Origin of the sequence: Roseomonas gilardii subsp. gilardii, from assembly GCF_023078375.1 — a bacterium.
Taxonomy (GTDB): Bacteria; Pseudomonadota; Alphaproteobacteria; order Acetobacterales; family Acetobacteraceae; genus Roseomonas; species Roseomonas gilardii.
Map to the genome: position 1 here is coordinate 3,111,283 of NZ_CP095554.1, position 26,690 is coordinate 3,137,972.

Below are 26,690 nucleotides of genomic sequence, written 5' to 3' on the forward strand. Positions count from 1 at the left end.
GGGCAGCGGGGCCGGGGGCAAGGGGGCCGGCCCCGCTCAGGACCCCGCGAGGGCCGGGCGCCGGCCCAGCCGCCAGCCGAGCAGCGCCGCCGACAGCAGGAGGAGGGCGGCGATCAGGAAGGACAGCCCCGGCCAGGGCAGCGGCGAGCCTTCCTCCACCGTGACGGCATAGATGCCACCGAAGAAGAGCGGCGCCACGATCCCGGCGATGCTGACCACGCTCATCACCGCGCCCTGGAGCTGCCCCTGCTGCGACTCCGACACCTGCCGGGTCATCAGCGATTGCAGGGTCGGCATGGCCAGGGCCCAGAAGGCGTTGGGCAGGAGGGTCAGGGCGAAGAGCGTGCCCGTCGGCGCCAGCCCCATGCCCGCCACGCCCAGCGTGCCGCAGGACAGGCCGATCACCATGGTCCGGTGGTCGCCGAGGCGGCGGACCACCGGTCCCACCACCAGCCCTTGCACCACCATGTCCAGCGCGCCGACCACGGCCAGCAGCAGCCCGACCTGCCAGGGGCCCCAGCCATAGCGCTCCCCGGCATAGAGCACGAAGACCGCCAGGAAGACGGTGTGCCCGAAATGCAGGAGGAAGGTGACGCAGGCGAGGCCCGTCAGTTCCGCCTTCGAGCGCAGCAGGCGCAGCGCCCCGAAAGGATTGGCGCGGCGCCAGGAGAAGGCCATGCGCCGTTCGGGCGGCAGGGATTCCGGCAGGATCAGCAGGCCGTAGAGGAAGGCCACGCCGCTCAGCCCGCCCGCGACCCAGAAGGGCATGCGCGGCGAGATGTCGCCCAGCACCCCGCCCAGCAGCGGCCCGGCGACGAAACCGGCGCTGAAGGCGCTGCCGATCAGCCCATAGGCGCGCGCCCGCCCCTCCGGCGCGGTGACATCGGCCATATAGGCATAGACGGTGGTGAAGCTGGCCGAGGTGACGCCGGCGATGAGCCGCCCGAGGGCCAGCCACCAGAGATTGGGTGCCAGGGCCATCAGCACGTAGTCCGCCGCCAGCCCGGCCGCCGAGACCAGGATGGTGGGCCGCCGCCCGTAGCGGTCGGACAGCGAGCCGATCAGCGGCGAGGCCAGGAACTGCATCCCCGCCCAGAGCGTGACGAAGACGCCGTTGACGATCCCGGCCCGCGCGTTGGAGCCGGAGAATTCCTCGATCAGCAGCGGCAGGACGGGAATGACGATGCCCATCGCCATGATGTCGAGCATAGCGGTGACGAGAATAAAGCCGGTCGCGGCCTTCCGGCGTCCGGCGGAGAGTGTGGCCTGCATGGCATGTCCTGTATGGCCGCCACCGCATGGCATGGCGGGAGCGGCGGGTCGGGTCGGATGAGGATCGGGGCCGGTCCGCCCGCGCCGGATTCGCGGCGGGGAGAACCGGCAGGGACCGGTCAGGCGAGGCCGCCGGTCAGCGGTGGGACATCATGGGGAGATGAACCGGGAGGGATGCATGCGGGGCGGCGATGCCGCGATCGGCATGGCCGGGAGAGAGCTGCCCAGGGACATGGCCTGGAGGTGCTCCGATCAGCGGGTTTCCGCGATCTCCGACATGGTCTCTTCCTTCCTGGGCCGCGATGGAGGCGTTACGGCGGGACGATGCCTAGGCCCGCGCGGGAAAGCCTGTCAACGAAAAGATCGGTGGCATGGATGCGGCACGGACCCCGCCCCTTGCCCCTTCCTCCGCCGACGTGTTTCCTGTGCCGCAGAAGCGCGAAGGCGCCGCGCCAATCCCGGGCCTGATCCCCAACGGTGGAGCTTCCCGAACCATGTACCGACGCACCCTGCTGGCCGGGGCCGCGGCCGCTGCCGTCATGCCGCGCCCGTCGCTGGCGCAGTCCGCCCGCTCCCGTGTCCTGACATACGTGCCGCAGGCGGATCTGACGGTGATCGATCCGGTCGTGACCACCGCCTACATCACCCGCACGCATGGGCTGATGATCTGGGATCAGCTCTATGGCCTGGACGCGCAGCTCCGCCCGCAGCCGCAGATGGTCGAGGGCCACAGGGTCGAGAATGACGGCAGGCTCTGGACCTTCCGCCTGCGCGAAGGGCTGAAGTTCCATGACGGCGAGCCGGTGCGGGCGCGCGACTGCATCGCCTCGATCCGGCGCTGGGCGCAGCGGGATTCGCTGGGCGCCGCGCTGCTGGCACGCACCGAGGAGATGACCGCGCCGGACGACCGCAGCTTCGTGATCCGTCTCAAGCGCCCCTTCGGCGCGATGCTGGACACGCTGGCCAAGGTCGGCCCACCCGCGCTGCTGATCATGCCCGAACGCCTGGCGCAGGCGGACCCGGCGGTGCAGATCAAGGAGGTGATCGGCTCCGGCCCCTTCCGCTGGAAACCCGATGAGCGCGTGGTCGGCGCCCGCGTGGTCTATGAGAAGAACCCGCACTACGTACCGCGCGCGGATGGCGCGGTGGAATGGGGCGCCGGGCCGAAGATCGCGCATTTCGACCGCGTGGAGTGGCATGTGATGCCCGATCCCGGCACCGCCACCGCCGCGCTGCAGAATGGCGAGGTGGACTGGTGGGAGAACCCGCCGAACGACCTGCTGCCGATCCTGGAGGGCAATCGCGGCATCCAGACCGAGGTCGCCACGCCGCTCGGCACGCTGGGCACCGGCTGCTTCAACCACCTCCATCCGCCCTTCGACAAGCCGGCGGTCCGCCGCGTCGTCCTGCGCGCCATGTCGCAGGAGGATTTCATGACCGCCGCCGCGGGCACCGACCCGTCGCTGTGGAAGGCCGGGATCGGCATCTTCACGCCGGGCTCGCCGATGGCCAACGACACCGACCTGTCGGTGATCACCGGCAAGCGCGACATGGAGGCGCTGAAGCGCGAGCTGGCCGAGGCAGGCTACCAGGGCGAGCGCGTGGTGCTGATGGCGCCGAGCGACAACCCCGTCCTCGCCGCGCTGGGCGAGGTCTGCAACGACCTGCTGCGGCGCCTGGGGATGAATGTGGAGTATGTCGTCTCCGACTGGGGCACGCTGGTGCAGCGCCGCGCCAGCAAGGAGCCGCCGGAGAAGGGCGGCTGGAACATGTTCAACACCACCTGGGCCGGACTCGACATGGTGAACCCGGCGGTGACGCAGGTGCTGCGCAGCGGCGGCAGCAGGAGCGGCTTCTTCGGCTGGCCGGACATCCCGGAGATCGAGCGGCTGAAGGAAGCCTGGCTCGACGCGCCGGACCTGGAGACCCAGAAGAAGATCGCAAGCGACATCCAGCGCGTGGCCTTCCAGGAGGTGCCGTTCCTGCCCACCGGCCAGTATCTCTACAAGACAGCCTATCGCCGCGATCTCCGCGACGTGCCGAAGGGCCTCTTCGTCTTCTGGGGCATCAAGCGCGCCTGAAACCGGAAACAGACACGATGACCGCGTTCGAGAGATCAAGACCTACCAGGACGAGCTGGAGGCGATCCGCCACGACCTGCACATGCATCCCGAACTGGGGCTGGAGGAGCACCGCACCGCGGAGATCGTGGCGCGGAAGCTGGAAGAATGGGGGATCGAGGTGCATCGCGGCGTCGGCGTGACCGGCGTCGTCGGCGTGCTGCGCTCCGGCAACGGGCAGCAGTCCATCGGCCTGCGCGCCGACATGGACGCGCTGCCGATGCAGGAGATGACGGACCTGCCCTATGCCTCCACCGTGCCGAACAAGATGCATGCCTGCGGCCATGACGGCCACACCACCATGCTGCTGGGCGCGGCGCGGTACCTGGCCGAGACGCGGAACTTCAACGGCACGGTGAACTTCATCTTCCAGCCGGGCGAGGAAGGTTGCGGCGGCGCGCTGGCGATGCTGGAGGACAAGCTCTTCGAACGCTTCCCCTGCGACCGCATCTTCGGCATGCACAACCACACCGGCATGGCGGTGGGCACCTTCGCCGTGCGCACCGGCCCGGCCATGGCGGGCGGCGCCTTCTTCGACATCACCGTGGGCGGCAAGGGCTCCCATGGCGCGCGGCCGGAGGGCAGCATCGACCCGGTGCTGACCGCCTGCCATATCGCGACCGCGCTGCAATCCATCGTCTCGCGCAACCTCTCGCCGCGCGAGCAGGCGGTGGTGAGCGTGACCAAGGTGCAGGGCGGCGATGCGTACAACGTCATCCCGCAGACGGCCACGATCTCCGGCACGGCGCGCTTCTTCTCGCGCGAGGTGGGCACGCAGATCGAGGAGGCGATGCGCCGGTTGTCCGAGGGCATCGCCGCCGGCTTCGGCGCGACGGCGAGCCTGGACTGGCGCCTGATCTTCGCCCCCACGGTCAACACGGCGGAACATGTGGACAGCGTGATCGCCGCCGCGAAGGATCTGGTCGGCGAGGAGAAGCTGACCGTGGGCAAGCCGCCGGTGATGGGGTCGGAGGACTTCTCCTTCATGCTGGAGAAGGTGCCGGGCGCCTATCTGAACGTGGGCAACGGGGAGGAAGGCTTCTCCCCGCACCACCCGGGCTACAAGTTCAACGACGCCTCGATCCCCTACGGCTCCGCCATGTACGCGCGGCTGGTCGAGATGGGGATGCCGAAGGGCATCGCGGGCTGACGCGAAGGCGGTGGGCTCAGCCCGCCGCCACCCCCTCCGTGACACCGGCCGCCTGCCGGTCCAGATGCGCCACCAGCCCTTCCGGCAGCTTCAGCCGGTGGGCGAGCGCCTCCAGGTAGGCGCGTTCCGCCGGCTGGTCCGGATCGACCGTGAGGCGGGAGGCCAGGTAGAGCTCCGCCGCCTGTTCCGGCGTGCCGGCGAGGGACGCGACCTCCGGGATGCCGACCGGCGCGGCCAGCGCGTCGAAGACGAAGCCCTTGGCCTCGGCATCGAGTCCGGCCTCCTCCACCTTCGCGAAGATCCGGCGCTGCTCCCCGGCGTCGATATGCCCGTCCGCCTTGGCGGCGGCGATCATGGCGCGGATGAGGGCCAGTTCGAAAGGCTGCCCGTCCGGGGCCGGCTTCGCGGCGGGGAGGAAACGCTCCTCCACCCCCTCCACCTCCTGCGGCGTGGCCACCGGGGCCTGGGCGGGCGGCTGGCCCTTCTGCCAGTTCTCATAGGCCCGGCTGGCCAGGGCCCCGAGCAAGGCGGCACCGCCATGGGTGAGCGCCCGGTTCAACCCGCCCTTCTTCTTGCCGCCGACCAGCAGGCCGAGCAGCCCGCCCGCCACGCCACCAGCGGCGAGCCCGCCCTTGCCGGACTGGCCCATCGCCTGCCGCGCGGCATCGGCCAGCCCGCCCAGGGAACCACCGGAGAAACCACCGGGAAGGTTCAGGCCGGAACCGCCTGTGGAAGTGCCGCCAGGATGGGTCCAGGGCGAGTTCCCGTCCCGGCCCGGTTCAGCGCCGCGCGCAGCCGTGGAGCCCCCAGCCATCTGGCGCAGCACCCCGGCGGCGCCACCCTGGCCGAGAAAACGGTCGAGAAGGTTCTTGGCGTCGATCATGCACCCCATGTCGGGACCGGGTGGGGCAGCCGCAAGATGGACATTCGTTCATGTGATCGCCCGCGCCCGGCAGCGGCACCCTCAGGCGAAGAAATCCGGCCAGGAGGCCGGCTTCGGCGCCGCGCCGCGCAAACTGGCCTGGATCTCGGCATCCAGCGCCTGCAGGAAACGGGAACGCTGCTTCGCGCCGAAGCTCCCGTGTCCCCGCGTTTCCACGCCGAGCTCCCGGAGGTGGCGCGACACCTCCCGCCCCGCCAGGGCCTGGCCGATATTGTCCTCGCTCCAGACCGTGCCGCTGGGCGCTACCGCCCGCGCCCCCGCCTTCAGGCAGCGGGAAGCGAGCGGGATGTCGGCGGTGACGCAGACATCGCCGGGGCGGATATGCTCCGCGATCCAGTCATCCGCGGCATCCGCGCCGGCCTCCACGATCACGCGGCGGATGTCGGGCGACTCTGGCAGCCGCACCCCGCGCGCGCCGTTGGAGACGACATGCGTCACCAGCCCGAGGCGCGCGGCCGTGCGGAAGACCTCGTCGCGCACCGGGCAGGCATCCCCGTCCACGAAGATCTCGGGCCGCCCGCCTTCTCCGTTCATGCCCGGGCGCCCCTCCTCAGGTGCTCAGCGTCGCGCCGCCATCGACGCGGAGGATGCAGCCGGTGAGATAGGCGGCCTTGTCCGAGGCCAGGAAGGCCGCCATCGGCCCGTACTCGTCGGGCTCGCCCATGCGGCCGGCGGGGATGCTCTTCGCCCGGTCGGCGATCACATCCTCCAGGCTGCGGCCGCTCTTCTTCGCCGCCGCCGCCGCCGTCTCGGCGGTGCGGTCGGTGCGGAAGGCGCCGGGGGCCAGGATGTTGCAAGTGATTCCTTCCTTCGCCACCTCGGCCGAAAGGGTCTTGTTCCAGCCCGCCAGCGCGGCGCGGAGCGTGTTGGAGATGGCGAGGTTGGCGATCGGCTGCTCGATGCCGATGCTGCCCACCGAGATGATCCGGCCCCAGCGGCGCTCCCGCATCCCCGGCAGGAGGCGGTTGGCGACCTGGATCGGCGAGAGCACGGCGGGGCGGAACCAGGTCTCCAGCATCTCCGGCGTCAGCCCCAGCGCCGTGCTGGGCGGCGGGCCGCCATGGTTCAGGAAGAGGATGTCCACCCCGCCCAGCGCCGCCAGCGCGCCATCGGCCAGGGCATCCATCTCCGCCGCCTTCGCGACATCGGCGGGAATGCCCACGGCCTTCGGCGCGCCGAGGGAGCGCAGCGAATCGCAGACCTTGTCCAGGCTCGCCTGCTCGCGCCCGGAAATGGCGAGCGCCACGCCTTCCGCCGCCAGGGCCTCCGCCACCGAGCGGCCGAGACCCTTGGAGGCGCCCATCACCAGAGCCCGCTTGCCCCGCAGACCGAGATCCATCGGCTTCTTCCTTCCGCCAAGATTCGCCGGGAAGCTGGACCGCCGCCCGGTCCAAGGCAAGCTGCCGCCGCCCCGCCTGCCCCCCTGGAGCCCGCCTGGAACTGGGCGCCCCCTGAGTCCATGCTGCGCGCCGGACCTTTCAGGAGAGAACCGGCCATGGCGAAGCCCAGCATCCTGCTCACCCGTCACTATCCCCCGGCCGTGATGGCACGTGCCGCGCGGGACTATGCCTGCGTGACGCGGGCGGAGGATGGCGGGCTGACGGGGGCGGAACTGGTCCGCCTCGCGGCGGGCGTGGAGGGCATCCTCTGTGCCGCGGGCGACCCGATGGACGGCGCCACCATCGCGGCCCTGCCCGACAGCGTGCGGGTCCTGGCCACCTTCAGCGTCGGCACCGACCATATCGACCTGGAGGCCGCGCGGCGCCGGGGGATCGTGGTGACGAACACCCCCGATGTGCTGAGCGTGGCCACGGCGGAGATCGCCATGCTGCTGATCCTGATGTGCGCCCGCCGCGCCGGAGAGGCGGAGCGGATGGTGCGGGCGCGGGAATGGGTCGGCTGGTCGCCCACGCAGCTCCTCGGCGTGACGCTGGAGGGCAAGCGGCTCGGCATCCTGGGCATGGGGCGCATCGGCCAGGCCCTGGCGCGGATGGCGCGCGGCTTCGGGATGGAGGTCCACTACCGCAACCGCGGCCGCCTCGCGCCGGAGCAGGAGGCCGGCGCGATCTTTCATGGCGGGGACGAGGAGTTCCTGGGCGCGGTGGATGTGCTGTCCATGCATATTCCGGGCGGCGAAGGCACGCGGAACTGGCTCGATGCCAGGCGTATCGCGCAGCTCCGCAAGGGCGCCATCGTGGTGAACACGGGCCGGGGCAGCACGGTGGACGATGCCGCCCTCTGCGCCGCCCTGCATTCCGGGCATCTGCGCGCCGCCGGGCTGGATGTCTTCGCCGGCGAGCCCCGGATCTTCGAGGGCTATCACACCGCGCCCAACGTCACCCTGCTGCCGCATCTGGGCAGCGCCACCGAGGAGACGCGGGACGCCATGGGCTTCCGCTGCCTCGACAATCTCGACGCGCTGCTGCGGCGGGGCGAGGAACCGCCGCACCGGGTGGCCTGAGCGGAGGGCCGTGGTGGGGCGGGCGGGACGTTCATGACAAATCCGCTGCATGAATCCGCCGCCTGGGGGCTTGCCCTGCCTTCCGGGCTCGGCTATCCGCGCCGTCATTGGACAGGTGGCCGAGTGGTCGAAGGCGCGCGCCTGGAAAGTGCGTATACGTCAAAAGCGTATCGTGGGTTCGAATCCCACCCTGTCCGCCATTTCAGTCCGCTTCTGGGCACGCCAATCGCCGCCGATTGCCGCCCTTGGCCGGCGATAAGCGTCCTGAGCAGTTCCGTTTTCGATCCCATGATGCGGATTGCGTCGTCCGCGACCTCGACACGCTGGGCGAGCGCGCGCAGGTGATCCCGCCGATAGCCCCCTTCGCTGCCCCGGATACGCTGGCGTGCGCGGTCGGCGAAACCTTCGATCATTGCCGGGCTGATGGCGTTGTGGGTCGGGCTGTCGAGCAGCGCCTGTGCCCGGTCAGCATCGGCCCTCGCCTGATCGCGGATGACCTTGAGGCCGGCGATACGCTCCTTGAGCGCCGGGTCGTCCAGATCGGCCACGCCCGCCTCGATAGCGTCGTAGAGCCGCTTGAGGCGTGATTCCGATTCGGTCGCCTGCCGCTGCAAAGAGGCGATATGTTCGCGGCGGCGTTCGGCCTGATCCTCGCGGCGACCAAGGATGCTGCCCAACAGCTTTTCCAGCCGGTCGGGATCGAGCAAGCGATCCTCGATATGGCTGACCACCATAGTATCGAGCTTGTCCATCGGGATCGCGCGGCCCTTGCAGCCGGTCTCGCCCTGCCGTGCCTTGATCGAGCAGGCGTAATAGCGATAGCGCCCGCTCTTGCCGGTGCGGATGGTCATCGCTCCGCCGCAGTTGCCGCAATAGCAGATGCCCGTCAGCAGCGTCGGGCCGATCACGACGCGGGCGGGCAGCTCTGTTTTGGGATTGCGAGCCTGCAAAAGAGACTGAACGGCGTCGAAGGTCTCCCGCTCGATGATGGCGGGCACCGGGACGATGACGATCTCGCCGGGAGAGCGTGGGTCGTTGTGCTTGCTGCGCTTCCCCCACTCATGTTCGCCGATATAGGTGCGGCGGGTCAGGACGCGATGGACCTGGCCAATGCCCCAGCGGCCGCCATCGCGGGTGAAGATGCCCTTGGCGTTCAGATGCTTGACGATAGCCTTGACGCCCATCTGGCCGCTGTCGCCCTGACCTTCCAGAGCGAGCCGATAGATCAGCCGGATCGTGTCGGCGTGCAGCGGGTCGATCTCCAGCTTCTTCTTGGTCTTGGCTCCGCGCTGCTCGGCGGCGGCGATCCGGTAGCCGATCGGCGGCAACGCGCCATTCCAGAAGCCCTGACGGGCGTTCTCCTTCAGTGCGCGCGTGACGTGCTTGCCGTTCTCCTTCGACTGGTATTCGTCGAACAATGACATGATCCGCCGCATCATGTCGTGGATCGGGTCGTCCCCCAGTTCCTGCGTGATCGAAATGAGGCGCACGTCATTCTTGGCGAGCTTGCGATAGTAATACTCCATATCGAAAGCATCGCGGAAGAAACGCGAGAAGCTATGAACCAGCACCACGTCGAACGGCGCGGGCTTCGACGTGCCCGCCTCGATCATCCGCTGGAACTCCGGGCGGCGGTCGTTGGTGGCCGTGTTGCCCGGCTCCACGAAGATTTCGACAAGCTGGTAGCCGCGCGCGGCGCAATACGCCTCGCCCTGCTTGCGCTGATCGGGGATCGACACGTCATGCTCGGCCTGCCGGGCGGTCGAGACGCGCAGGTAAAGAGCGGCGCGCAATGCAACGGTGGGAGACTGGACGTTCATATGCGTCCTCCTTTCTTGCGGCGTTCGATCAGGGGCAGCACCAGCTCCACACGGTCATGGACCACTTTCGGCACCAGCTTGAGACCCTTGCCCTTCTCCATGCGGACAAGGCCGAAACTCTCCATCTTCTTGAGCGTGCGCGAGACATTCGGTGTCGCGCGGCCCGTAAGCTGCGCCAGTTCCTCCAGCGAGCCGGGTTCCTGCTCATAGATGACGCGGAGCAATTCGCGATTGCCCGCCGACAACAGCCGGGCGAAGGACTCGGTGGAAGCGAACCAAACGGTCGGATCGCCCTGCGCGGGCCTTTCCTCGCCGCGCGCGATCCGCATGGTGCGGGCTTTCATTTCCTCCGGGTCGGCGATCCCGACTTTCAGCGTTGTCATGGCAAGTCCCGATGTTCCAGATCAGGGCTTTTCCTTATCATCACGAGATAACATCTTCAAGCCATCGGGCAGATCGAGCGATCCGAACATCTCGTCGAACACGTCGCCGAACCAGCGCTCGAACACCGCGATCTCGGCTTCGGTGATCGGCACTTCATCGGGCCAGTCGTCGATGACGGGCAGCTTCTCGATGTCAAAGACATGGGGCGGACTGACGCGCGGCGAGCTGATGCGCGGCACGGGGTCGCAGTCATAATCATAAAGGTCGTCGGGGAGCGTTCGGGGAACCGGTTGGCGTGGGCGGCCCCTCTTTGCGCTACGGCGTGCTGCGCACATGAAATCCTCCGTGGTTCGCTGGATTCCGGCCGGCTGGAAGCCCCGGAATAAGACGAAGCATGGAGGGGGATCGGCGGCCCGTAGCGTGCCGTATTCGCGCCTGTGCGCTGACGGCACCCTTCGCAGGGATGCCGGCAGCGGGTCAGCCAGGTGCGCGCCGCGCCTTGGCGAAACCCCGATCCGTGGCGATGAACCGCTCCAGCATCGGCACGATCAGCCGGACGGGATCGGCGGCGGGCTGGCCGCTTTCGCGGGCCAGCACTTGTGCATAGGCGGTCAGGTCGCGGTGAAGCTGCGCCGGCAGATCCACCGTGATCTTGACGGGCTTGTCGTCGGCGACGGGGCCGAGTTTGAGCTTGGTCATGGTCAGCCTCCTGTCGGGGCAAATACAAGGTCGCGGGTGACGATCACGCGGACGGGGAAGCCCGGCCGGATGGTGAGCGTGGGCGCAACCTGCAACTGGCGCTGGACGATCTGCTGGCCCGCCTGATTGACGGTATCCTGCGCCCCGTCGCGGATGGCGCGGATCAGGCGATCGTCGTCGCTGGTCGCCAGTTCGGTGCCGACCGCGAGCAGCGTGGAGAGACCGGCCGCCTTCATCAGATCCCACCAGTGATAATCGACGCCATCCTCCAGCCCGGCATAGCCGCTGGCGTCTGCGCCCGGCAGGCGCTCAAGGACGATGGAGCGACCGCCGGGAAGGATCAGGCGGTTCCACACCAGCAGGACGCGGCGCTGGCCGAAGGTCACGCCATCATCGTATTGGCCGACGATGCGCGTCCCCTGCGGAATCAGGAGCAGGCTTCCGGTCGGGCTGTCATAGACGTTTTCCGTCACCTGCGCGGTGATCTGGCCGGGAAGGTCCGACCGGATGCCGGTGATGAGCGCGGCCGGGATGACGGCCCCAGCCTGAAGGATGTAGGGCGATGCGGGCGGCATGACGCGATCGGGCGAGACGGTCTGCCGGTTGACCGGCCCATTCAGAAACGCCGTGTGGCGGTTCTGCCCTGTCGTGCCGTCCTGCGCGCCGAGACCGGCGAGGCCGGCCACGGTTCCGGTCGGCGCTGCGGTGCGCGGGCCGGACTGGAAGAACACGGTGCTCAGTCGCGCAGCTTCTTCCTCGGCGCGGCGGCGTTCCTCTGCGGGATCGACGGCGGGCGTCGCCATGGCCGGGGTGGCGACGGGCTGGCCCCGGTTCTGCGCGTCGAGGATCGGACGGCCGAGATCGCCCGGCAGGGCCGGTCCCAGCACCGGGCCGGTATAGTCGCGCGGCAGCCCGGCGAGGCCGTCCGCCGTGGGGCGGTTTTCGGTCGAATAAAGTTCGCCGCCGCCCTGTCCCGCGTCGCGGCTCTGGAGCGCATAGATCAGCGCGCCGCCGATGCCGACCAGGGCGACCGCGCCGACGCCGGCCAGCATCTTGCGGGACAGGCGGGTGACGCGCGGCGGCTCGGCGCGCAGCCGCATCGGGGCGGCGGTTTCGGTGACGGTGTTCTCGGTCATGACGGGGAGTCTCCGGTGGTGGCGGGTCGGGTGGCGGCCTGCCGCTGCTCGACGCGGACGATGCGAACCGTCTGCTGACGCTCGCCGCTGCCAAGGCGTAGTTCGGCCGCGCCGAACAGCCGGTCCACGATCAGGATGTTCTGGTGGATGCGGGAGTTGACGATCTGCGGCTCGCCATCCGTGCCGAGCACGAAGATCGGCGGCATCTCGCCCTGCGCGATCCCGCGCGGGAAGATGACATAGACGCGCCGGCCATCGTCGAAGATCGAGATCGGCCGCCATGGCGGGCTGTCGCCGGTCAGGCCATAGCGATAGTTGCGGGCGGCCTCGACGGGAATGACCGGCGCGGTCGGCACCGTCTGGCGCGTGCCGACAGGCGGCGCGGGATAGGCCCAGGCCACGGAGGGCATGTAGAGGGCTTCACGCGCGCGCAGCTCGATCATGTAGGTGCGCCGGTCGGTGGTCACCACCAGATTGGTGGCGATGTCCGGGCGCGTTGGCTTCACGAGGATATGGACGCGGCGGTTCGCGCCCGAACCGGATTCGGTGTCGCCGATGATCCAGCGGGCGGTGTCGCCCGCCGCGATCGGTCCCGCGCCAGTCAGGCTCTCGCCGGGTTCGAGCGCGATATTGGTGATCTGGCCGGGCGAGGCATAGACCTGATAGAGCGCGCCTTCCGACCACGGATAAATCTGGATGGCGTTGTAATAGCCTTCCCGTCGCGGTTCCACGCGGGCGGCGGCATTGGCGTTCTCGACGCGTCCCGCCGGCGTGCCGGCGGCGGTGCCGCCCCGCGCCACGGTCCAGCCCGGCGGGGTGTGCAGCGGCCGGGGCCGATCGTCGGTGATGGTGGCCGGCACGGTCGGCAGCGGCGGCACGTCGGCGTCATAGCTGAACTGCGGCGTGCGGTTGGTGGCGCAGCCCGCCAGCATGGTCGCCGACAAAAGCAAGGCGGCGGCGGTCGATCTGTGGATGGCGCGGGTCATTGGCTCATCTCCCGCGACCATGAGATTGCGTTGACGTAGATGCCAAGCGGATTGGCGCGCAGCCGTCCGGCGTCGCGCGGCGGCTGGAGTACGACGGTCAGGATCGCGGTCCATCGCTCGGTGCTGCCGAGCTGGCCATTCTCGTAATGGCGCTCCGTCCAGGCCACGCGGAAACTGTCCGGCGAGGCGCGGATGACGCTCGACACCTCGACGGCGATCTGCTGCCGGCCGACACGGGTGAACGGATCGTTGGCGCGGGCATAGTCGTTGAGCGCCGCCGCGCCACGATCGGTGGTGAACTCATAGGCGCGAAGCCAGTTCTGCCGGACGATGATCGGATCGGCCGGGATCGCGCGGACCTGCTCGATGAAGCGGCCGAGATGGAAGGCGATCTGCGGATCGGTCGGGCGATAATCGGCGGTCGCGGGCGCGACGGTCTGCGCCTGCCCGAGATTATCCACCTGCACGACCCACGGCACGACAGTCCCGCGCGCCGATTGCCAGACAAGGGCGGACGCGAAGCCGGCCGACAGGATCAGCGATCCGAAGGCCATGAGCCGCCAGTTCTTCGCCTGCACGCGGGCCGAGCCGATGCGCTCGTCCCAGACCTGCGCGGCCTTCTGATAGGGTGTCTCGGGTTCCGGCGTCTTGCCGTAATGGGTCGATGGTCGTTTGAAGATGCTCATGAGCGGTCACTTTCGGAGAGGTTGACGGAAGAGCCGCCGCCATGGCTATCGCCGGAGCGGACGGCGTGCGCGGCCATGGTGGTGCCGTGGTTTATCGACTGGCGGCGCTGCATCCGCTGCGCCCAGGCGGGCGGCGAGCCAGCGGCGGGGGCGGACGCGGATGCGGCGGATGCCGCCCCGCCGCCGACCGTTCCCATGCTCGACGTGCCCCCGCTCGCGCCGAAGCCGGCCTTCGCGCCTTCGGAGAAGCTGGATTTGACGGATCGAGAGGCGCGGGACGCGGCGCGCTTGAGCGGCGAGACGGCGGCGGAACCTGCGGCACGCGCCACACCGCCGACGCCCGATGCGACACCGGCCGCGCCGGACTGGCCGAGCGAGCCGAGGCTATAGGCGGCGGATGCCGCGCCTGCGGTGGCCGCTCCGCCACGAACCGCGGCGGCTCCGCCGGAAAGGGCTGCGGCCCCGCCCTTTGCGGCGAGCATCGCGCCGCCGGTCGCGGCCGCCCCGCCCGCCAGCACCATGCCGCCTGCGGCAAGGCCCGTGCCGACCGCAGCGCCCGCGCCAAGCTGGGGACCGCCGGAGACGAGGCCAGTGGCGATGCCGGGACCGAAGATGCCGAGGCCGAGCAGCGACAGCGCGGCGAGCACGATCGCCATGGCTTCGTCGATGGAGGGCGTCGCCCCGCCGAAGCCGGCGGTGAACTGCGAAAACAGCGTCGAGCCGATGCCGATGATGACGGCGAGCACCAGAACCTTGATGCCGCTGGAGATCACATTGCCCAGCACGCGCTCCGCCATGAAGGCGGTCTTGCCGAACAGGCCGAAGGGGATCAGCACGAAGCCGGCGAGCGTCGTCAGCTTGAACTCGATCAGCGTAACGAAGAGCTGGATGGCGAGGATGAAGAAGGCGAGGATCACCAGCGCCCAGGCGAACAGCAGGCAGGCGATCTGGATGAAGTTCTCGAAGAAGGACCAATAGCCCATCAGGTCGGAGATGGAATCGAGCAGCGGCCGCCCGGCATCAAGGCCGGTCTGCGCAACGCGGCCGGGCCGCATCAGGTCGGCGGTGCTGAACCCGGTGCCGGACGCCATGAGGCCGAGACCGGCGAAGCTCTCGAAGACGATCCGGGCGAGGTTGTTCCAGTTGCCGATGATGTAGGCGAAGACGCCGACGAACAGGGTCTTCCTGACCAGACGCGCGATGATGTCGTCATCCGCCCCCCAGGCCCAGAAGAGCGCGGCAAGCGTCACGTCGATGACGATCAGCGTCGTGGCGATGAAGGCGACCTCGCCGCCGAGCAGGCCGAAGCCTGAGTCGATATAGCTGGTGAAGACCCCAAGGAAATTGTCGATGACGCCGGTGCCGCCCATGGATCACTGCCCCTCGGTCTGAGGTGGGGCGGCCGGCGCGGGCGTGCGGCCAAGGAAGCGGTCGCGCGACTCCGCCCATGCGGCGAGGCAGGACGGATCACCCGTCGCCGCCTCGCCGAGCCGCTGGCAACGGCGAAGCGTCGCGCGCAGCGGATCGGCGGGCGATTGCAACGCCGGCGCGGTGCTGGCGGGCGCGGGATCGTCCTTGCGGGTCATCTCGATCACCGTGGCGGTGATGGCGATGGCGACGAATACAACGGCCGCAATCCGGGCCAGCATCTTGCCGTCCATGGGCGGCCCCTCCCTTGGGTCAGTTGTTGCCGTTGCCAAACATGCGGGCATTGCCCGGCTGGTAGCCGGCGCCCGGCGTGAGGAAGCGGCGGCGCTGTTCGCGGCCCTGCTCGGCGGCGGTCGCGCGTTCGGCCCCGGTCAAGGCGTCGGAGCGGCCATTGGCGGCGAGCATGGCGATCAGGTCGGAAAGCTGCTGCGACTGGAGCGCAAGGATCTGATTGCCGGCCTGCGTTGCCTGCAAGGCGCCGGTCGCGCCCTGGCTCCGGCCGATCAGCGCGGCCATTTCGGTGCGGTTGGTGTCGATATTGCCGACGACGCCGGCCTGCACCTTCATCGCGTCCTGCAAGCCGCCCACGGTATTTTGCCAGCGCGTGCGCGCGTCGCTGACGAGCTGCTGGTCGGTCGCGGACAGCGAGACGTTGCCATATTGGCGCTGAAACGCCTGGTCGATCTGCCCGACATCGAAGGCGATGTTCTGTGCCTGTTGAAGCAGGCTCTGCGTGCGCTGGACGGACTGCTGAAGCTGCTGGAGCGAGGAATATGGCAGGCTCGCGAGATTGCGGGCCTGATTGATGAGCATCGTCGCCTCGTTCTGAAGGCTCTGAATCTGGTTGTTGATCTGCTCCAGCGTGCGCGCGGCGGTGAGCACGTTCTGCACATAGTTGGAGGGGTCATAGACGACCCATTGCGCATGGGCCGGGCTGGTCAGCATCGGCGACAGCGAGACCGGCGCGGCCAGCGCGAGGGCGAGCAGCGACGCGCCCGCGATACGGGGAAGACGAATATGGATCATGGAAGGGATTCCTCTGCTGTGGGTGTGTCGAGCCGGGCCGGCGCGGCGGACTCCGCCCGGTCGGCAAGGTTGATGAGATCGGGGATCAGGTCGGCCGCCCAATCGACGCCGCGCAGGCGCAGCCATGCGGCGAGGAAGCCGTCGCGGCCGTGCTCGGCGAGAAGATCGGCGATCAGGGTCTGGTCGGATTTGGCGGATGCGGCGCAGAGCGCGAGGCCGACTTCGGACAGGCCCAGCTCGAACAGACGATTGCCGCGCCGCGACTGGCAGTAATAGTCCCGCTTGGGCGTCGCCCGCGCGAGGATTTCAATCTGGCGGTCATTGAGGCCGAAGCGGCGATAGATCGCCGTGATCTGTGGCTCGATCGCCCGCTCGTTCGGCAGCAGGAGCCGCGTCGGACAGCTCTCGATAATCGCGGGCGCGATGTTGCTGCCGTCGATGTCGGAAAGCGACTGCGTGGCGAAGATGACGGATGCGTTCTTCTTGCGCAGCGTCTTCAGCCATTCGCGGAGCTGGTTCGCGAACCCCTCGTCGTCCAGCGCCAGCCAGCCCTCGTCGATGATGAGCAGCGTGGGCCGCCCGTCGAGCCGATCACCGATCCGATGGAACAGATAGGCCAGCACGGCCGGAGCCGCGCCGGTCCCGACCAGCCCCTCGATCTCGAACGCCTGCACGTCCGCCGATCCGAGATATTCGGTCTCTGCGTCGAGCAGCCGGCCATAGGCACCGCCGACGCAGAACGGTCGGAGCGCCTGCTTCAGATCGTTGGATTGCAGCAGCACCGCGAGGCCGGTGATGGTGCGCTCGCCGACAGGCGCGGAGGCGAGAGAGGTCAACGCGGTCCAGAGATGTTCCTTCACCTCCGGCGTGATGGTGATGCCCTCACGCATGAGGATGGAGGCGATCCAGTCCGCCGCCCAGGCACGTTCATAGGTGTCGTGGATGCGGGCGAGCGGCTGGAGGGAGACGGACGCCTCGTCGCCTTCGGTCAGCCCGCCGCCCAGATCATGCCAGTCGCCGCCCATGGCGAGCGCGGCGGCACGGATCGAGCCGCCGAAGTCGAAGGCGAACACTTGGCTGGCCGCATAGCGGCGGAACTGCAAGGCCATCAGGGCCAGCAGCACGGATTTGCCCGCGCCGGTCGGGCCGACGACAAGGGTGTGGCCCACGTCGCCGACATGAAGGGATAACCGGAACGGGGTGCTTCCCTCGGTCTTGCCATAGAGCAAGGGGGGCGACCCGAAGTGCTCATCCCGTTCCGGCCCCGCCCACACCGCCGAAAGCGGGATCATGTGGGCGAGATTCAAGGTGCTGATCGGCGGCTGGCGGACATTGGCGTAGGCGTGGCCCGGAACGCTGCCGAGCCAGGCATCGACCGCGTTGACGGTTTCCGGCATGGCGGTGAAGTCGCGACCCTGAATGATCTTCTCGACCAGGCGCAACTTCTCGTCAGCCATGCGGGGATCGGCGTCCCACACCGTCACGGTCGCGGTGACATAGGCCATGCCCGCCACGTCCGCGCCGAGTTCCTGCAACGCCATGTCGGCGTCGAGCGCCTTGTTGGACGCGTCGGTATCGACGAGCGCCGACGCCTCGTTGGTCATCACCTCCTTGACGATGGCCGCGATCGACTTGCGCTTGGCGAACCATTGCCGCCTGATTTTGGTCAGCAGCTTCGTGGCGTCGGTCTTGTCGAGCAGGATCGCGCGGGTGCTCCACCGATAGGGGAACGGGAGCCGGTTCATCTCGTCGAGCAGGCCGGGCGTCGTCGCGGTCGGGAAGCCGATAATGGTGAGGACGCGCAGATGCGCGTCGCCAAGACGCGGCTCCAGCCCGCCGGTCAGCGGCTGGTCGGCCAGTAGCGCGTCCAGATACATCGGCACTTCCGGCACGCGGACGCGATGCCGGTTCGTGGATACCGTCGAATGGAGATAGGTCAGCGTGCCGGCGTCATCGAGCCAGCGGCATTCCGGCATGAAGCCGTCGAGCAGCGCCAGCACGCGGTGGGTGCGGTCGATGAAGCTGCGCAGTAATTCGTGGGGGTTCACGCCCGATTGCTCGCGGCCCTCATAGAGCCAGCTTTCCGCGCGGGCGGCTTCCTCGGCGGGCGGCAACCAGAGGAAGGTCAGGAAATAGCCCGACACGAAATGCGTCCCGGCTTCCTCGAAATCGGCCTTGCGCTCGGCGTCGAGCAAGGCCGATGCGGGATCGGGGAACAGGCTGTCGGGATAGGTCGCGGCTTCGCTGCGCTGCGCCTCGACGAAGATGCTCCAGCCGGAGCCGAGACGGCGCACGGCGTTGTTGATACGTCCGGCGACGGCGACCAGCTCGGCCGCGACGGCGGAATCCAGATCAGGGCCGCGAAACTTCGCGGTGCGTTGGAACGAGCCGTCCTTGTTCAAGACGACGCCGGAGCCGGCCAGCGCGACCCAGGGCAGATAGTCGGCCAGCCGCGTGGCGGTGCGGCGATATTCGGCGAGATTCATCATGGTGGCGCTCCCCGTCAGACCGCCAGATGACCGGGGATGCGGAGATGCCGCCGCCCGACCTCGACGAATTGGGGATCGCGCTTGGCCGCCCAGACCGCCGCGACATGGCCGATGGCCCAGATGGCGATGCCGACCAGCCAGAGGCGCAGGCCGAGGCCGACAGCCCCGGCCAGCGTTCCGTTGAGGATCGCGAGCGAGCGCGGCGCGCCGCCGAGCAGGATATGCTCGGTCAGCGCCCGGTGGACCGGGACGGTGAAGCCCGGCACCGCGTCCAGTTGTTCGAGGCCGCCCGCCATCAGATGAGCGCCCCGCCGCCGAACGAGAAGAACGACAGGAAGAAGCTCGACGCTGCGAAGGCGATGCTGAGGCCGAACACGATCTGGATCAGGCGACGAAAGCCGCCCGACGTGTCGCCGAAGGCCAGCGTCAGGCCGGTGGCGATGATGATGATGACGGCGACGATCTTGGCGACCGGCCCCTCGATCGACTGGAGGATGGATTGCAGCGGCGCTTCCCACGGCATCGACGATCCCGACGCATGGGCGGCCGGAGCGATCATGAAGCTGATGACGAGGGTGGAAGCGGCGGTCGCGGCGACGCGATAGCCGCGCGAGAGGGTGCGGATCATGAAAGTTCTCCTGTGCTGGTGAGGGTTGCGGGGGTGGTTCGGTAGTCGCCGTCGGGTCCCAGCCCTTCGACGCGGGCGAGTTCGGCCAGCCGGCGGGCGGAACCGCGACCGGCGAGGACGGCAACAAGGTCGATCGTCTCGGCGATCAGCGCGCGCGGGACGGTGACGACGGCTTCCTGAATGAGCTGTTCGAGACGGCGCAGCGCGCCGATGCCGGTTCCGGCGTGGATGGTGCCGATCCCGCCGGGATGGCCGGTGCCCCAGGCTTTGAGCAGGTCGAGGGCTTCCGCGCCGCGCACCTCGCCGATGGGGATGCGATCGGGACGCAGGCGCAGCGAGGAACGGACCAGATCGGAAAGCGTCGCCACACCGTCCTTGGTTCGCATGGCGACGAGGTTGGGCGCGGCGCATTGCAGCTCGCGCGTGTCCTCGATGATGACGACGCGTTCCTGCGTCTTCGCCACCTCGGCCAGCAGCGCATTGGTGAGCGTCGTCTTGCCGGTGCTGGTGCCGCCCGCGACAAGGATGTTGGCGCGGGACGCGACGGCTTCGCGGAGTGTCGCGGCCTGATCGGCGGACATGATGCCGGCGGCCACATAGTCATCGAGCGTGAACACTGCGACGGCGGGCTTGCGGATGGCGAAGGCTGGCGCGGCAACCACGGGAGGCAGCAGCCCCTCGAACCGCTCGCCGGATTCAGGCAGTTCAGCCGAGACGCGCGGGCTGCGGGCGTGAACCTCCGCGCCGACATGATGGGCGACCAGACGCACGATGCGCTCGCCATCGGCGGGTGACAGGGTTTCGCCGGTGTCGGACAGCCCTTCTGACAGGCGGTCGATCCACAACCGCCCGTCCGGGTTCAGCATCACCTCGACCACGGCCGGGTCTTCCAGAAAGCGGGAGATCGCCGGCCCCAATGCTGTGCGCAGCATCCGCGCGCCGCGTGCGATGGCTTCGGGTCTATGGTGGCTGGCAGTCATATCGGCCCCGTTTCCTGACGGGGCGTGACAGATGGTCCCCGGATCGGGGTCGATTAAAAGAGCCTGAAATCAGGCCGGTTCAACACCTATCGAAGTGCGTGCGGGGAACGGCGGCCATCGGCGGTGAATAGGACGGGTCGGATATTCAGCCGGGATCGCCATTCGTCTCGGACCCGTCTGGAGCAAGACCATCGGGTGCCGACTCCACGTCGCGCGAAAGCTCTTTCAGGAACCTGTCTCCACTCGCGAGCCGTTTGCCGAGCGTCTGCATGAAACGCTCGAACCGTTCGGCTCCCTTGGCGCGGGCGCTGGCCTGCGCGCTTTCCGGCAGCGGCGGCGTGGAAGCCAGCCAGATGTTGACGAACAGCGAGACGGTCTCGCCGAGCACGGCGAGATCTTCGTCGAGCGTCCCGATCTGGCGGCCGAGCCGGTCGAGCCGACGCGACATGGCCGCTTCCAGCTTCTCGCTGGTGTCGCCGGACAGGAAGGACGCGACGGCCGCTTCGACGATGGCGGATTTCGAGATGTTCCGACGCAGCGCCAGCGCCTCCACCTGTTTGAGCAAGGCCGGGTCGAAATAGACGTTCATGCGGGTGCGGGTCGTCATGGCGCGGTCCTCAAAGCTCGATGCCGTCGCCGGGATCGAGGGACGCCTGCCGGGCGACCATCCGCATCCGGGCGCGCATCGCATTGGCCTTGGCGGCGTCCACATCGGGTTCCTCGTCCAGCGGCTCGAACTCCTGAGTGGGCGATGGTGGAGGCGGGATGATTTCTTCATGTTCGGGCAATTCCGGCTCGCGGCGGATACCGGCATTGGCGGGATCGCCATCGCCGTCGCTTGCGGTGCCGCCGATGGACGGTTCCGCCGCCGCGACGATGCGTGCGGACCAGTCGTCCGACGATGCGGCCACCGCGACCGTCGCGAGTGTCGGCGGGGTCAGGATGCGCTCCTGCAATCGCCTGTCCTCGAAATAGCGGGCCTTGGTCGCGCGGATCGGCGGCGTTCCCGCTACCATGACGATTTCCTCTGAGGGCGGGAGCTGCATGATCTCGCCGGGGGTGAGCAGCGGCCGCGCCGTCTCCTGGCGCGACACCATCAGGTGCCCCAGCCAGGGCGCGAGCCGGTGGCCGGCATAGTTGGTGGAATCGCGCATCTCGGTCGCGGTGCCGAGCGAGTCCGACACGCGCTTGGCGGTGCGCTCATCATTGGTGGCGAAGGCGACGCGCACATGGCAGTTGTCGAGAATGCTGTTGTTCGGCCCATAGGCGCGCTCGATCTGGTTGAGCGATTGGGCGATCAGGAAGCTCTTGAGGCCGTAGCCTGCCATGAAGGCGAGCGCGGACTCGAAGAAGTCGAGCCGGCCGAGCGCCGGAAATTCGTCCAGCATCAACAGCAGCCGATGGCGCTTGCCGGAGGTGGTCAGTTCCTCGGTCAGCCGCCGGCCGATCTGGTTGAGGATCAGGCGGATCAGCGGCTTGGTGCGGTTGATGTCGGATGGCGGCACGACAAGGTAGAGGCTGACCGCGCGTTTGCTCCCGACCAGATCGGCAATGCGCCAGTCGCAGCGCGCGGTGACGCGCGCCACGACGGGATCGCGATAGAGGCCGAGAAACGACATGGCGGTGGACAGCACACCCGACCGTTCGTTCTCGCTCTTGTTCAGCAGCTCACGCGCCGATGATGCGATGACCGGATGAACGCCAGCTTCGCCGAGATGCGGCGTGTCCATCATCGCGCGCAAGGTCGCCTCGACCGGGCGGCGCGGATCGGACAGGAAGTTGGCGACGCCCGCCAGCGTCTTGTCCTTCTCGGCATAGAGAACATGCAGGATCGCGCCGACCAGCAGCGAATGCGAAGTCTTTTCCCAATGGTTGCGCTTGTCGAGACTGCCTTCGGGATCGACCAAAATATCCGCGATGTTCTGCACGTCGCGGACCTCCCATTCGCCCTGCCGCACCTCCAGCAGCGGATTGTAGGCTGACGATTTCACATTGGTCGGATCGAACAGCAGGACGCGGCCATGCTGCGCGCGGAAGCCCGCCGTCAGCGTCCAGTTCTCGCCCTTGATGTCGTGGATGATGCAGCTTCCCGGCCAGGTGAGCAGCGTCGGGACGACGAGGCCGACGCCCTTGCCGCTGCGGGTGGGTGCGAAGCACAACACATGCTCCGGCCCGTCATGGCGCAGATAGTCCCGGTCGAATTTGCCGAGCACCACGCCATCGGGACCGAGTAGGCCGGCGGCGCGGATTTCCCTGTCCTCTGCCCATCGCGCAGAACCGTAGGTCGCGACATTGCGCGCCTCCCGCGCGCGGATGATCGACATGAGGATGGCGGCGGCGATGGCGACAAGCCCTCCGGACGCGGCGATGATCGCGCCTTCGGTGAAGATCGCGGGCGCATAGGCGTCGAAGGAAAACCACCACCAGAAGAAGGCCGGCGGATAATACAACGGCAGGCCGGCCGCCTCGAACCATGGTGCGCCAAGCTGGGGCTGGAAGCCGAGCCGCCAGGCCGTCCATTGCGTCGCCGCCCATGTCATCACCACAACGATGGTCAGGACGACGGTGATCTGACCCCAGAGGATTCGGCCTCCACGCATACAGGCTCCAATCGGCAAAAATGTCGGAGCCGATCAGAGAATGGCGGTTTTCGGAAGGTGCAACAGGCGAAACGTGGACGGAGGGGTGCCGGATAGTATCGGCGGCGAATAGGACGGGTTCACACGCGCCTATCGGGCGCGGACCAGGCCGTTCATGTCTTTGGCGAGGTCGAGGAGATTGTGAAGGGCCGCATCCCGATTGGATGGCAGCCAGATCGCGGAGAAGGCGATCGGCTCCAGCTCGTCGGCGATGGGCAGGAACACGACGCCGTTGGACGGCAAGAGGGATGTGGCTGCCCCAGCTATGGTGACGCCGAAGCCCTGTCCGACCATGGACAAGAGCGTGCTTCGGCCCACATCGAAGCGCAGGATCGATGGCGCGGACCAGCGCCCGGCAAGGCGCAGCAGGATATGGTCATGGACCTGTGGGCCGGTGCCGCCATGGCGGACAAGGAAAGCTTCGCTCGCCAAATCGTCCCAGGTGACGGCCGGTTGCGCAGCGAGTGGGTGCTGTTCCGGCAGCAATGCTAACAGCGGTTCGGTCCAGATCGGACGGCTATGGCAATCGGGAAGATCGGGGGTGCCCGCTACGAACACCACGTCCAGCCGGTCGGCGCGAAGCTGCATAACCGTATCGCGGGCTGTGCCTTCGGCGATCTCGACTTCGATGCCGGGATGATCGGCCCGATACTGGCAGATCAGTTTGGCGAGGAAGCTGTGTGGGATCAGAGCGTGGATACCGATCCGCAGACGGCCGCGTTCGCCCGAGGCGGCCAGTCCAGCGCTCTTCACCGCGTGGTCAAGCTGATCGACGCCGGCCGACACCCGTTCGACGAAAAGGCGTCCGGCTTCGGTGAGCCGGACGCCGCGTGTGTTCCGTTCGAACAGGAGGATGCCGAGTTCTTCCTCCAGCGCCTTGATCCGCGCGCTCACGCTGGATTGTGTCGTGCCGAGCGCCACCGCTGCACGACAGAAGCTGAGATGTTCCGCGACGGCGAGTGTCTGGACTAGGGAGGCGAGTGGGATGCGGGAGCCGAGAGCGGTAGGCAACCCACTTTGCCGATCCGTCATTGATGTCGAACGCCGCCGCATCGCTATGTGCCTCCTTGAAATGGAGACGGCTGCTGTCGCGCTGGTCCCTGTTTATGGACTGGCTGATGCGAATTGCATCGCGAGGAGTCGACGAAATCGCCAAGGACACGCTCGGTCAGGGCGATGAAATCCGCACTATCAGCACTATGAACAACGATGCGAAGCATCGAACACGTCAGCCTCGCCCTATCCATCGGGCTGCACCAATGGCAGTTTGCGAAGCCGCCTGCCGATTAGGTTGGCGACAGCATTTGCAACCGCAGCTCCAGCAGGCCCTGAGCCGCTTCACCGACGCCAAGATAGTTATCGCCGTTGCGGTTGATTAGATGAACGTCGATTTCCGGCGCTTCGGTGATGCGCAGGATCGGGTAGTTGTCCCAATCGGCGCTCCTAACCCTCATGCGGTCGAAGGCGACGGCTTCCATCAATGTCCAGCTTGCTGCCTGCACGATGCCGCCCTCGATCTGATTGCGCACGCCATCGGGATTGATGAGTTCTCCGCAATCGACCGTGGCGACGATGCGCGTGATGTGGATCGCACCACTTTCGCCCGCCAGAGCCTCGGCCGCGAGGGCGACATAGGCTCCGTAATTGTTGAGTCGGGCAAAGCCGAAGCCCTTTCCGCGACCCGGCGAGACGAAGCCGGCCCAGCCGAAACGCTCCGCCGTGGTCTCAATGACGGCGCGGGCGCGGGCGTCCGTCAGGTGGTCGAGACGGAAGGCGACGGGATCTTTGCCCGTCATCTCCGCCAACTCGTCCATGAAGCCTTCTATGGCGACGACATTGGCGAAGGCTCCGAGGCTGCGCAGCGCCGACGACCGTAGCGGGCCGCGCCGGACGAAGCGCGCGTCCACCCGAGCCGGGATGTCGTAATAGGGATCGGCATTGTAGCTGCCGCCGCCCGCCCATTGCGTGAAGCCGTCGAGGAAGGACGGCGCGATGGGCGGATCGATATGACGTGCCGCCAGAAGGCGGGCCGCGCCGCCGGGGCGCGAGGAATGCGGCGGGCTGGCGATGCGGCTCGACCATTCGGCAATGCGCCCGTTGGCGTCGAGCGCACCGGACATCTGCACCACCATCGCCGGGCCGTAAGGCGACCAGAGATGTTCGTCCTCGCGCATCCATTGCAGCCGGATCGGGCGGCCGGGGACGGCCATCGCGATCAGCGCCGCATCAGCTGCCGCGTCATCGGCGCCGTTGTGGCCGTAGCACCCCGCACCTTCCATATGGATGCAGCGGATGCGGTTTTGTGGCAGACCGACCAGACCGGAAAGCGAGGAGCGCAGCGGATACATGCCCTGCGCATGGCTCCAGACCGTCAGGCGCTCGTCCGCGAACTGCGCCACCGCACAGCTCGGGCCGATTGACCCGTGCATGCGGTAGGGAACCTCATAGGTCGATGCGAGGCGTCGGCCGGAACGACTATCAGGCTGTTCTCTCAGTCCGGCTTCCCGGCGGAGATAGGAAAACAGCGTGTCGTCGCCCGGCAAGGTTTCGCTTTCGCGCCATTCGGCGGCGGCTCGCAGATGCTCGGCCGCGCGGATCGCCTGTTCCTCGCGTTCGGCCATCACGGCAAGGAAACTTCCATTGCGCACGACCTGAACAACGCCGGGCAAAGAGGACACGCCCTCTGCACCCAACGCGGTGAGTGACGCGCTGTAGCTCGGTGGCCGCACGACACGGGCATGGAGCATGTCCGGCAGCCGAAGATCCTGCACGAAGGCCGCGCCACCGGTGACTTTGGCCGGAAGGTCGGTGCGAGGCGTGGCCGTGCCCAGCAGCCGATAACCGGTCGGCTGTTTCAGCGTAACCGATCCAATCGCAGGAATGGACATCTCGCCGGAGGCGATGATTTGCCAATAGGTGAGGTTTTCGGTGCCGCCATGGATGTTGCCATCCTGAACCGACAGGACCGATGCGCTGGTGCCCATGCGGCGGGCGGCCATAGCCAGCAGCATGGTGCGGGCTTCCGCCGCAGCCTGACGAACCGACATGCCGGTTCCGCGCATCGATGCGCTGGAATCGGTGAAGCCCTCGTTCGGGGCAAAGGCGGTATCGACCGGCGGGATGACGATGCGGGACATTTCCACGTCCAGCTCTTCCGCCGCGAGTTGGGCGATAGCCGAGTTGAGACCCTGGCCCATCTCGATCCGGCCGATCAGGACATGCACCGTGCCATCGGCGTGGATTTCGATGCGGTCGTTGAAGCGGTTCGCGGTCGAGGTCGCTTGCGTCTGCGCCCTACCGCAGCCCGGCAAAGCGATCGACACTGCGAGCGCGCCACCGGCGGTCAGGAAAGCACGGCGGGATAGGCTATTCTCGCTCATCGCGCCATCTCCCGCGCCGCCCGGCGGACAGCCTTCATGATGCGCGGGTAGGTGCCGCAGCGGCAGAGATTGCGCTCGAGCGCTTGCCGGATGTCGTCATCGGTCGGGTCGGGATTGGCGTCCAGCAAAGCCTTGGCGGCCATGATGATCCCGGCCGTGCAAAAGCCGCATTGCGCGGCCTGTTGAGTGAGGAAGGCTTGCTGGAGCGGATGGAGTTTTTCGGCCGATCCGATGCCTTCAAGCGTTTCGACATCGGCCCCCGCCACATCGGCAAGCGGCACGACACAGGACGGCACGGCTTTGCCGCCGACGATGACCCGGCAGGAGCCGCATTGCGCCTTGCCGCAGCCGAATTTCGGGCTGTTCAGCCCGAAATCGTTGCGCAGCACATAGAGAAGCGGCGTGTCGCCATCCGCAGCAGCGGTCACCATTTCCCCGTTGAGGCGGAAGCGGGTCGCCATCG

Annotated in this window: 26 protein-coding genes, 1 tRNA gene and 1 pseudogene; 5 read left to right on the plus strand and 23 right to left on the minus strand. The window is 68.0% G+C overall.

The window, feature by feature from the left end:
* Positions 1-36 precede the first annotated feature (36 nt).
* Complete coding sequence (locus MVG78_RS14280; RefSeq protein WP_247552529.1) at positions 37-1,272, minus strand: TCR/Tet family MFS transporter; 1,236 nt, start codon at positions 1,270-1,272, stop codon at positions 37-39.
* Positions 1,273-1,766: 494 nt separating this feature from the next.
* On the opposite strand from MVG78_RS14280, the gene MVG78_RS14285 reads away from it, so the two are divergent.
* Positions 1,767-3,353, plus strand: coding sequence for an ABC transporter substrate-binding protein (locus MVG78_RS14285; RefSeq protein ID WP_247552531.1), 1,587 nt, complete (start codon positions 1,767-1,769; stop codon positions 3,351-3,353).
* Between the two features lie 82 nt (positions 3,354-3,435).
* Entirely contained in the window at positions 3,436-4,542 is a 1,107-nt protein-coding gene (locus MVG78_RS14290; protein WP_247552533.1) for a M20 aminoacylase family protein, read from the plus strand.
* A gap of 16 nt (positions 4,543-4,558) precedes the next feature.
* Here MVG78_RS14290 and MVG78_RS14295 read toward each other — a convergent pair whose 3' ends face one another.
* From MVG78_RS14295 to MVG78_RS14305, 3 genes are all read right to left on the minus strand, one after another.
* Positions 4,559-5,425 carry a tellurite resistance TerB family protein gene (locus MVG78_RS14295; protein WP_247552535.1) on the minus strand — a complete coding sequence of 289 codons (867 nt, stop codon included), beginning with the start codon at positions 5,423-5,425 and terminating at the stop codon, positions 4,559-4,561.
* Between the two features lie 81 nt (positions 5,426-5,506).
* Complete coding sequence (locus tag MVG78_RS14300; protein ID WP_247552537.1) at positions 5,507-6,019, minus strand: YaiI/YqxD family protein; 513 nt, start codon at positions 6,017-6,019, stop codon at positions 5,507-5,509.
* 16 nt (positions 6,020-6,035) lie between these two features.
* Positions 6,036-6,824: an SDR family oxidoreductase gene (locus tag MVG78_RS14305; RefSeq protein WP_247552539.1), complete on the minus strand. Its 789-nt coding sequence runs from the start codon at positions 6,822-6,824 to the stop codon at positions 6,036-6,038.
* 156 nt (positions 6,825-6,980) lie between these two features.
* Here MVG78_RS14305 and MVG78_RS14310 point away from each other — a divergent pair, with 156 nt between their 5' ends.
* The 3 genes from MVG78_RS14310 to MVG78_RS14320 all read left to right on the plus strand — a co-directional run bounded on the left by MVG78_RS14310 (position 6,981) and on the right by MVG78_RS14320 (position 8,533).
* A complete protein-coding gene (locus MVG78_RS14310) occupies positions 6,981-7,946 on the plus strand; it encodes a 2-hydroxyacid dehydrogenase (RefSeq protein ID WP_247552541.1) in 966 nt (321 codons plus the stop codon).
* 109 nt (positions 7,947-8,055) lie between these two features.
* Positions 8,056-8,146: transfer RNA gene (locus tag MVG78_RS14315), tRNA-Ser, on the plus strand.
* Positions 8,147-8,191: 45 nt separating this feature from the next.
* Entirely contained in the window at positions 8,192-8,533 is a 342-nt protein-coding gene (locus tag MVG78_RS14320) for a hypothetical protein (RefSeq protein ID WP_247552543.1), read from the plus strand.
* A gap of 189 nt (positions 8,534-8,722) precedes the next feature.
* Here the strand turns inward: MVG78_RS14320 and MVG78_RS14325 are convergent.
* From MVG78_RS14325 to MVG78_RS14415, 19 genes and pseudogenes are all read right to left on the minus strand, one after another.
* A pseudogene (locus MVG78_RS14325) lies at positions 8,723-9,766 on the minus strand (recombinase family protein); the annotation flags it as partial.
* On the minus strand, positions 9,763-10,149 hold the full coding sequence (locus MVG78_RS14330) for an HVO_A0114 family putative DNA-binding protein (protein WP_247552545.1): 387 nt from the start codon (positions 10,147-10,149) through the stop codon (positions 9,763-9,765). The gene MVG78_RS14330 and the pseudogene MVG78_RS14325, both read right to left, overlap by 4 nt.
* Positions 10,150-10,170: 21 nt before the next feature.
* Complete coding sequence (locus tag MVG78_RS14335) at positions 10,171-10,389, minus strand: hypothetical protein (RefSeq protein WP_247552547.1); 219 nt, start codon at positions 10,387-10,389, stop codon at positions 10,171-10,173.
* A gap of 238 nt (positions 10,390-10,627) precedes the next feature.
* The gene (locus MVG78_RS14340) at positions 10,628-10,849 is read right to left on the minus strand and encodes a DUF2274 domain-containing protein (protein ID WP_247552549.1); all 222 of its coding nucleotides are present in this window, start codon (positions 10,847-10,849) and stop codon (positions 10,628-10,630) included.
* Between the two features lie 2 nt (positions 10,850-10,851).
* Entirely contained in the window at positions 10,852-11,949 is a 1,098-nt protein-coding gene (locus MVG78_RS14345) for a TraB/TrbI/VirB10 family type IV secretion system protein (protein WP_428480668.1), read from the minus strand.
* Between the two features lie 32 nt (positions 11,950-11,981).
* On the minus strand, positions 11,982-12,971 hold the full coding sequence (gene trbG / locus MVG78_RS14350; protein WP_247552552.1) for a P-type conjugative transfer protein TrbG: 990 nt from the start codon (positions 12,969-12,971) through the stop codon (positions 11,982-11,984).
* Positions 12,968-13,651 (minus strand): conjugal transfer protein TrbF, encoded by a 684-nt coding sequence (gene trbF, locus MVG78_RS14355; RefSeq protein ID WP_428480817.1) that lies wholly within the window; start codon positions 13,649-13,651, stop codon positions 12,968-12,970. The genes trbG and trbF overlap by 4 nt, the downstream gene beginning before the upstream one ends.
* Before the next feature lie 2 nt (positions 13,652-13,653).
* Positions 13,654-15,027 carry a P-type conjugative transfer protein TrbL gene (trbL, locus tag MVG78_RS14360; protein WP_247552556.1) on the minus strand — a complete coding sequence of 458 codons (1,374 nt, stop codon included), beginning with the start codon at positions 15,025-15,027 and terminating at the stop codon, positions 13,654-13,656.
* Between the two features lie 3 nt (positions 15,028-15,030).
* Positions 15,031-15,318, minus strand: coding sequence for a putative entry exclusion protein TrbK-alt (gene trbK-alt, locus MVG78_RS14365; protein ID WP_247552557.1), 288 nt, complete (start codon positions 15,316-15,318; stop codon positions 15,031-15,033).
* 19 nt (positions 15,319-15,337) lie between these two features.
* Positions 15,338-16,111: a P-type conjugative transfer protein TrbJ gene (trbJ, locus tag MVG78_RS14370; RefSeq protein ID WP_247552559.1), complete on the minus strand. Its 774-nt coding sequence runs from the start codon at positions 16,109-16,111 to the stop codon at positions 15,338-15,340.
* Positions 16,108-18,600: a conjugal transfer protein TrbE gene (trbE, locus tag MVG78_RS14375; RefSeq protein WP_247552561.1), complete on the minus strand. Its 2,493-nt coding sequence runs from the start codon at positions 18,598-18,600 to the stop codon at positions 16,108-16,110. Before trbE ends, trbJ begins: the two co-directional genes overlap by 4 nt.
* Positions 18,601-18,614: 14 nt before the next feature.
* Positions 18,615-18,896: a VirB3 family type IV secretion system protein gene (locus MVG78_RS14380; protein WP_247552563.1), complete on the minus strand. Its 282-nt coding sequence runs from the start codon at positions 18,894-18,896 to the stop codon at positions 18,615-18,617.
* Positions 18,896-19,228: a TrbC/VirB2 family type IV secretion system protein gene (locus tag MVG78_RS14385; RefSeq protein ID WP_247552565.1), complete on the minus strand. Its 333-nt coding sequence runs from the start codon at positions 19,226-19,228 to the stop codon at positions 18,896-18,898. Before MVG78_RS14385 ends, MVG78_RS14380 begins: the two co-directional genes overlap by 1 nt.
* Positions 19,225-20,208 carry a P-type conjugative transfer ATPase TrbB gene (gene trbB / locus MVG78_RS14390; RefSeq protein ID WP_247552567.1) on the minus strand — a complete coding sequence of 328 codons (984 nt, stop codon included), beginning with the start codon at positions 20,206-20,208 and terminating at the stop codon, positions 19,225-19,227. The genes MVG78_RS14385 and trbB overlap by 4 nt, the downstream gene beginning before the upstream one ends.
* A 145-nt stretch (positions 20,209-20,353) precedes the next feature.
* Positions 20,354-20,815 carry a ribbon-helix-helix domain-containing protein gene (locus tag MVG78_RS14395; protein WP_247552569.1) on the minus strand — a complete coding sequence of 154 codons (462 nt, stop codon included), beginning with the start codon at positions 20,813-20,815 and terminating at the stop codon, positions 20,354-20,356.
* A 10-nt stretch (positions 20,816-20,825) separates the two neighbouring features.
* Complete coding sequence (locus tag MVG78_RS14400) at positions 20,826-22,808, minus strand: conjugal transfer protein TraG (RefSeq protein ID WP_247552571.1); 1,983 nt, start codon at positions 22,806-22,808, stop codon at positions 20,826-20,828.
* A 129-nt stretch (positions 22,809-22,937) separates the two neighbouring features.
* Positions 22,938-23,900 (minus strand): LysR family transcriptional regulator, encoded by a 963-nt coding sequence (locus MVG78_RS14405; protein ID WP_345892832.1) that lies wholly within the window; start codon positions 23,898-23,900, stop codon positions 22,938-22,940.
* A 233-nt stretch (positions 23,901-24,133) separates the two neighbouring features.
* A complete protein-coding gene (locus MVG78_RS14410) occupies positions 24,134-26,227 on the minus strand; it encodes a xanthine dehydrogenase family protein molybdopterin-binding subunit (RefSeq protein WP_247552573.1) in 2,094 nt (697 codons plus the stop codon).
* Complete coding sequence (locus tag MVG78_RS14415; protein WP_247552574.1) at positions 26,224-26,688, minus strand: (2Fe-2S)-binding protein; 465 nt, start codon at positions 26,686-26,688, stop codon at positions 26,224-26,226. Before MVG78_RS14415 ends, MVG78_RS14410 begins: the two co-directional genes overlap by 4 nt.
* Between the last annotated feature and the right edge of the window lie 2 nt (positions 26,689-26,690).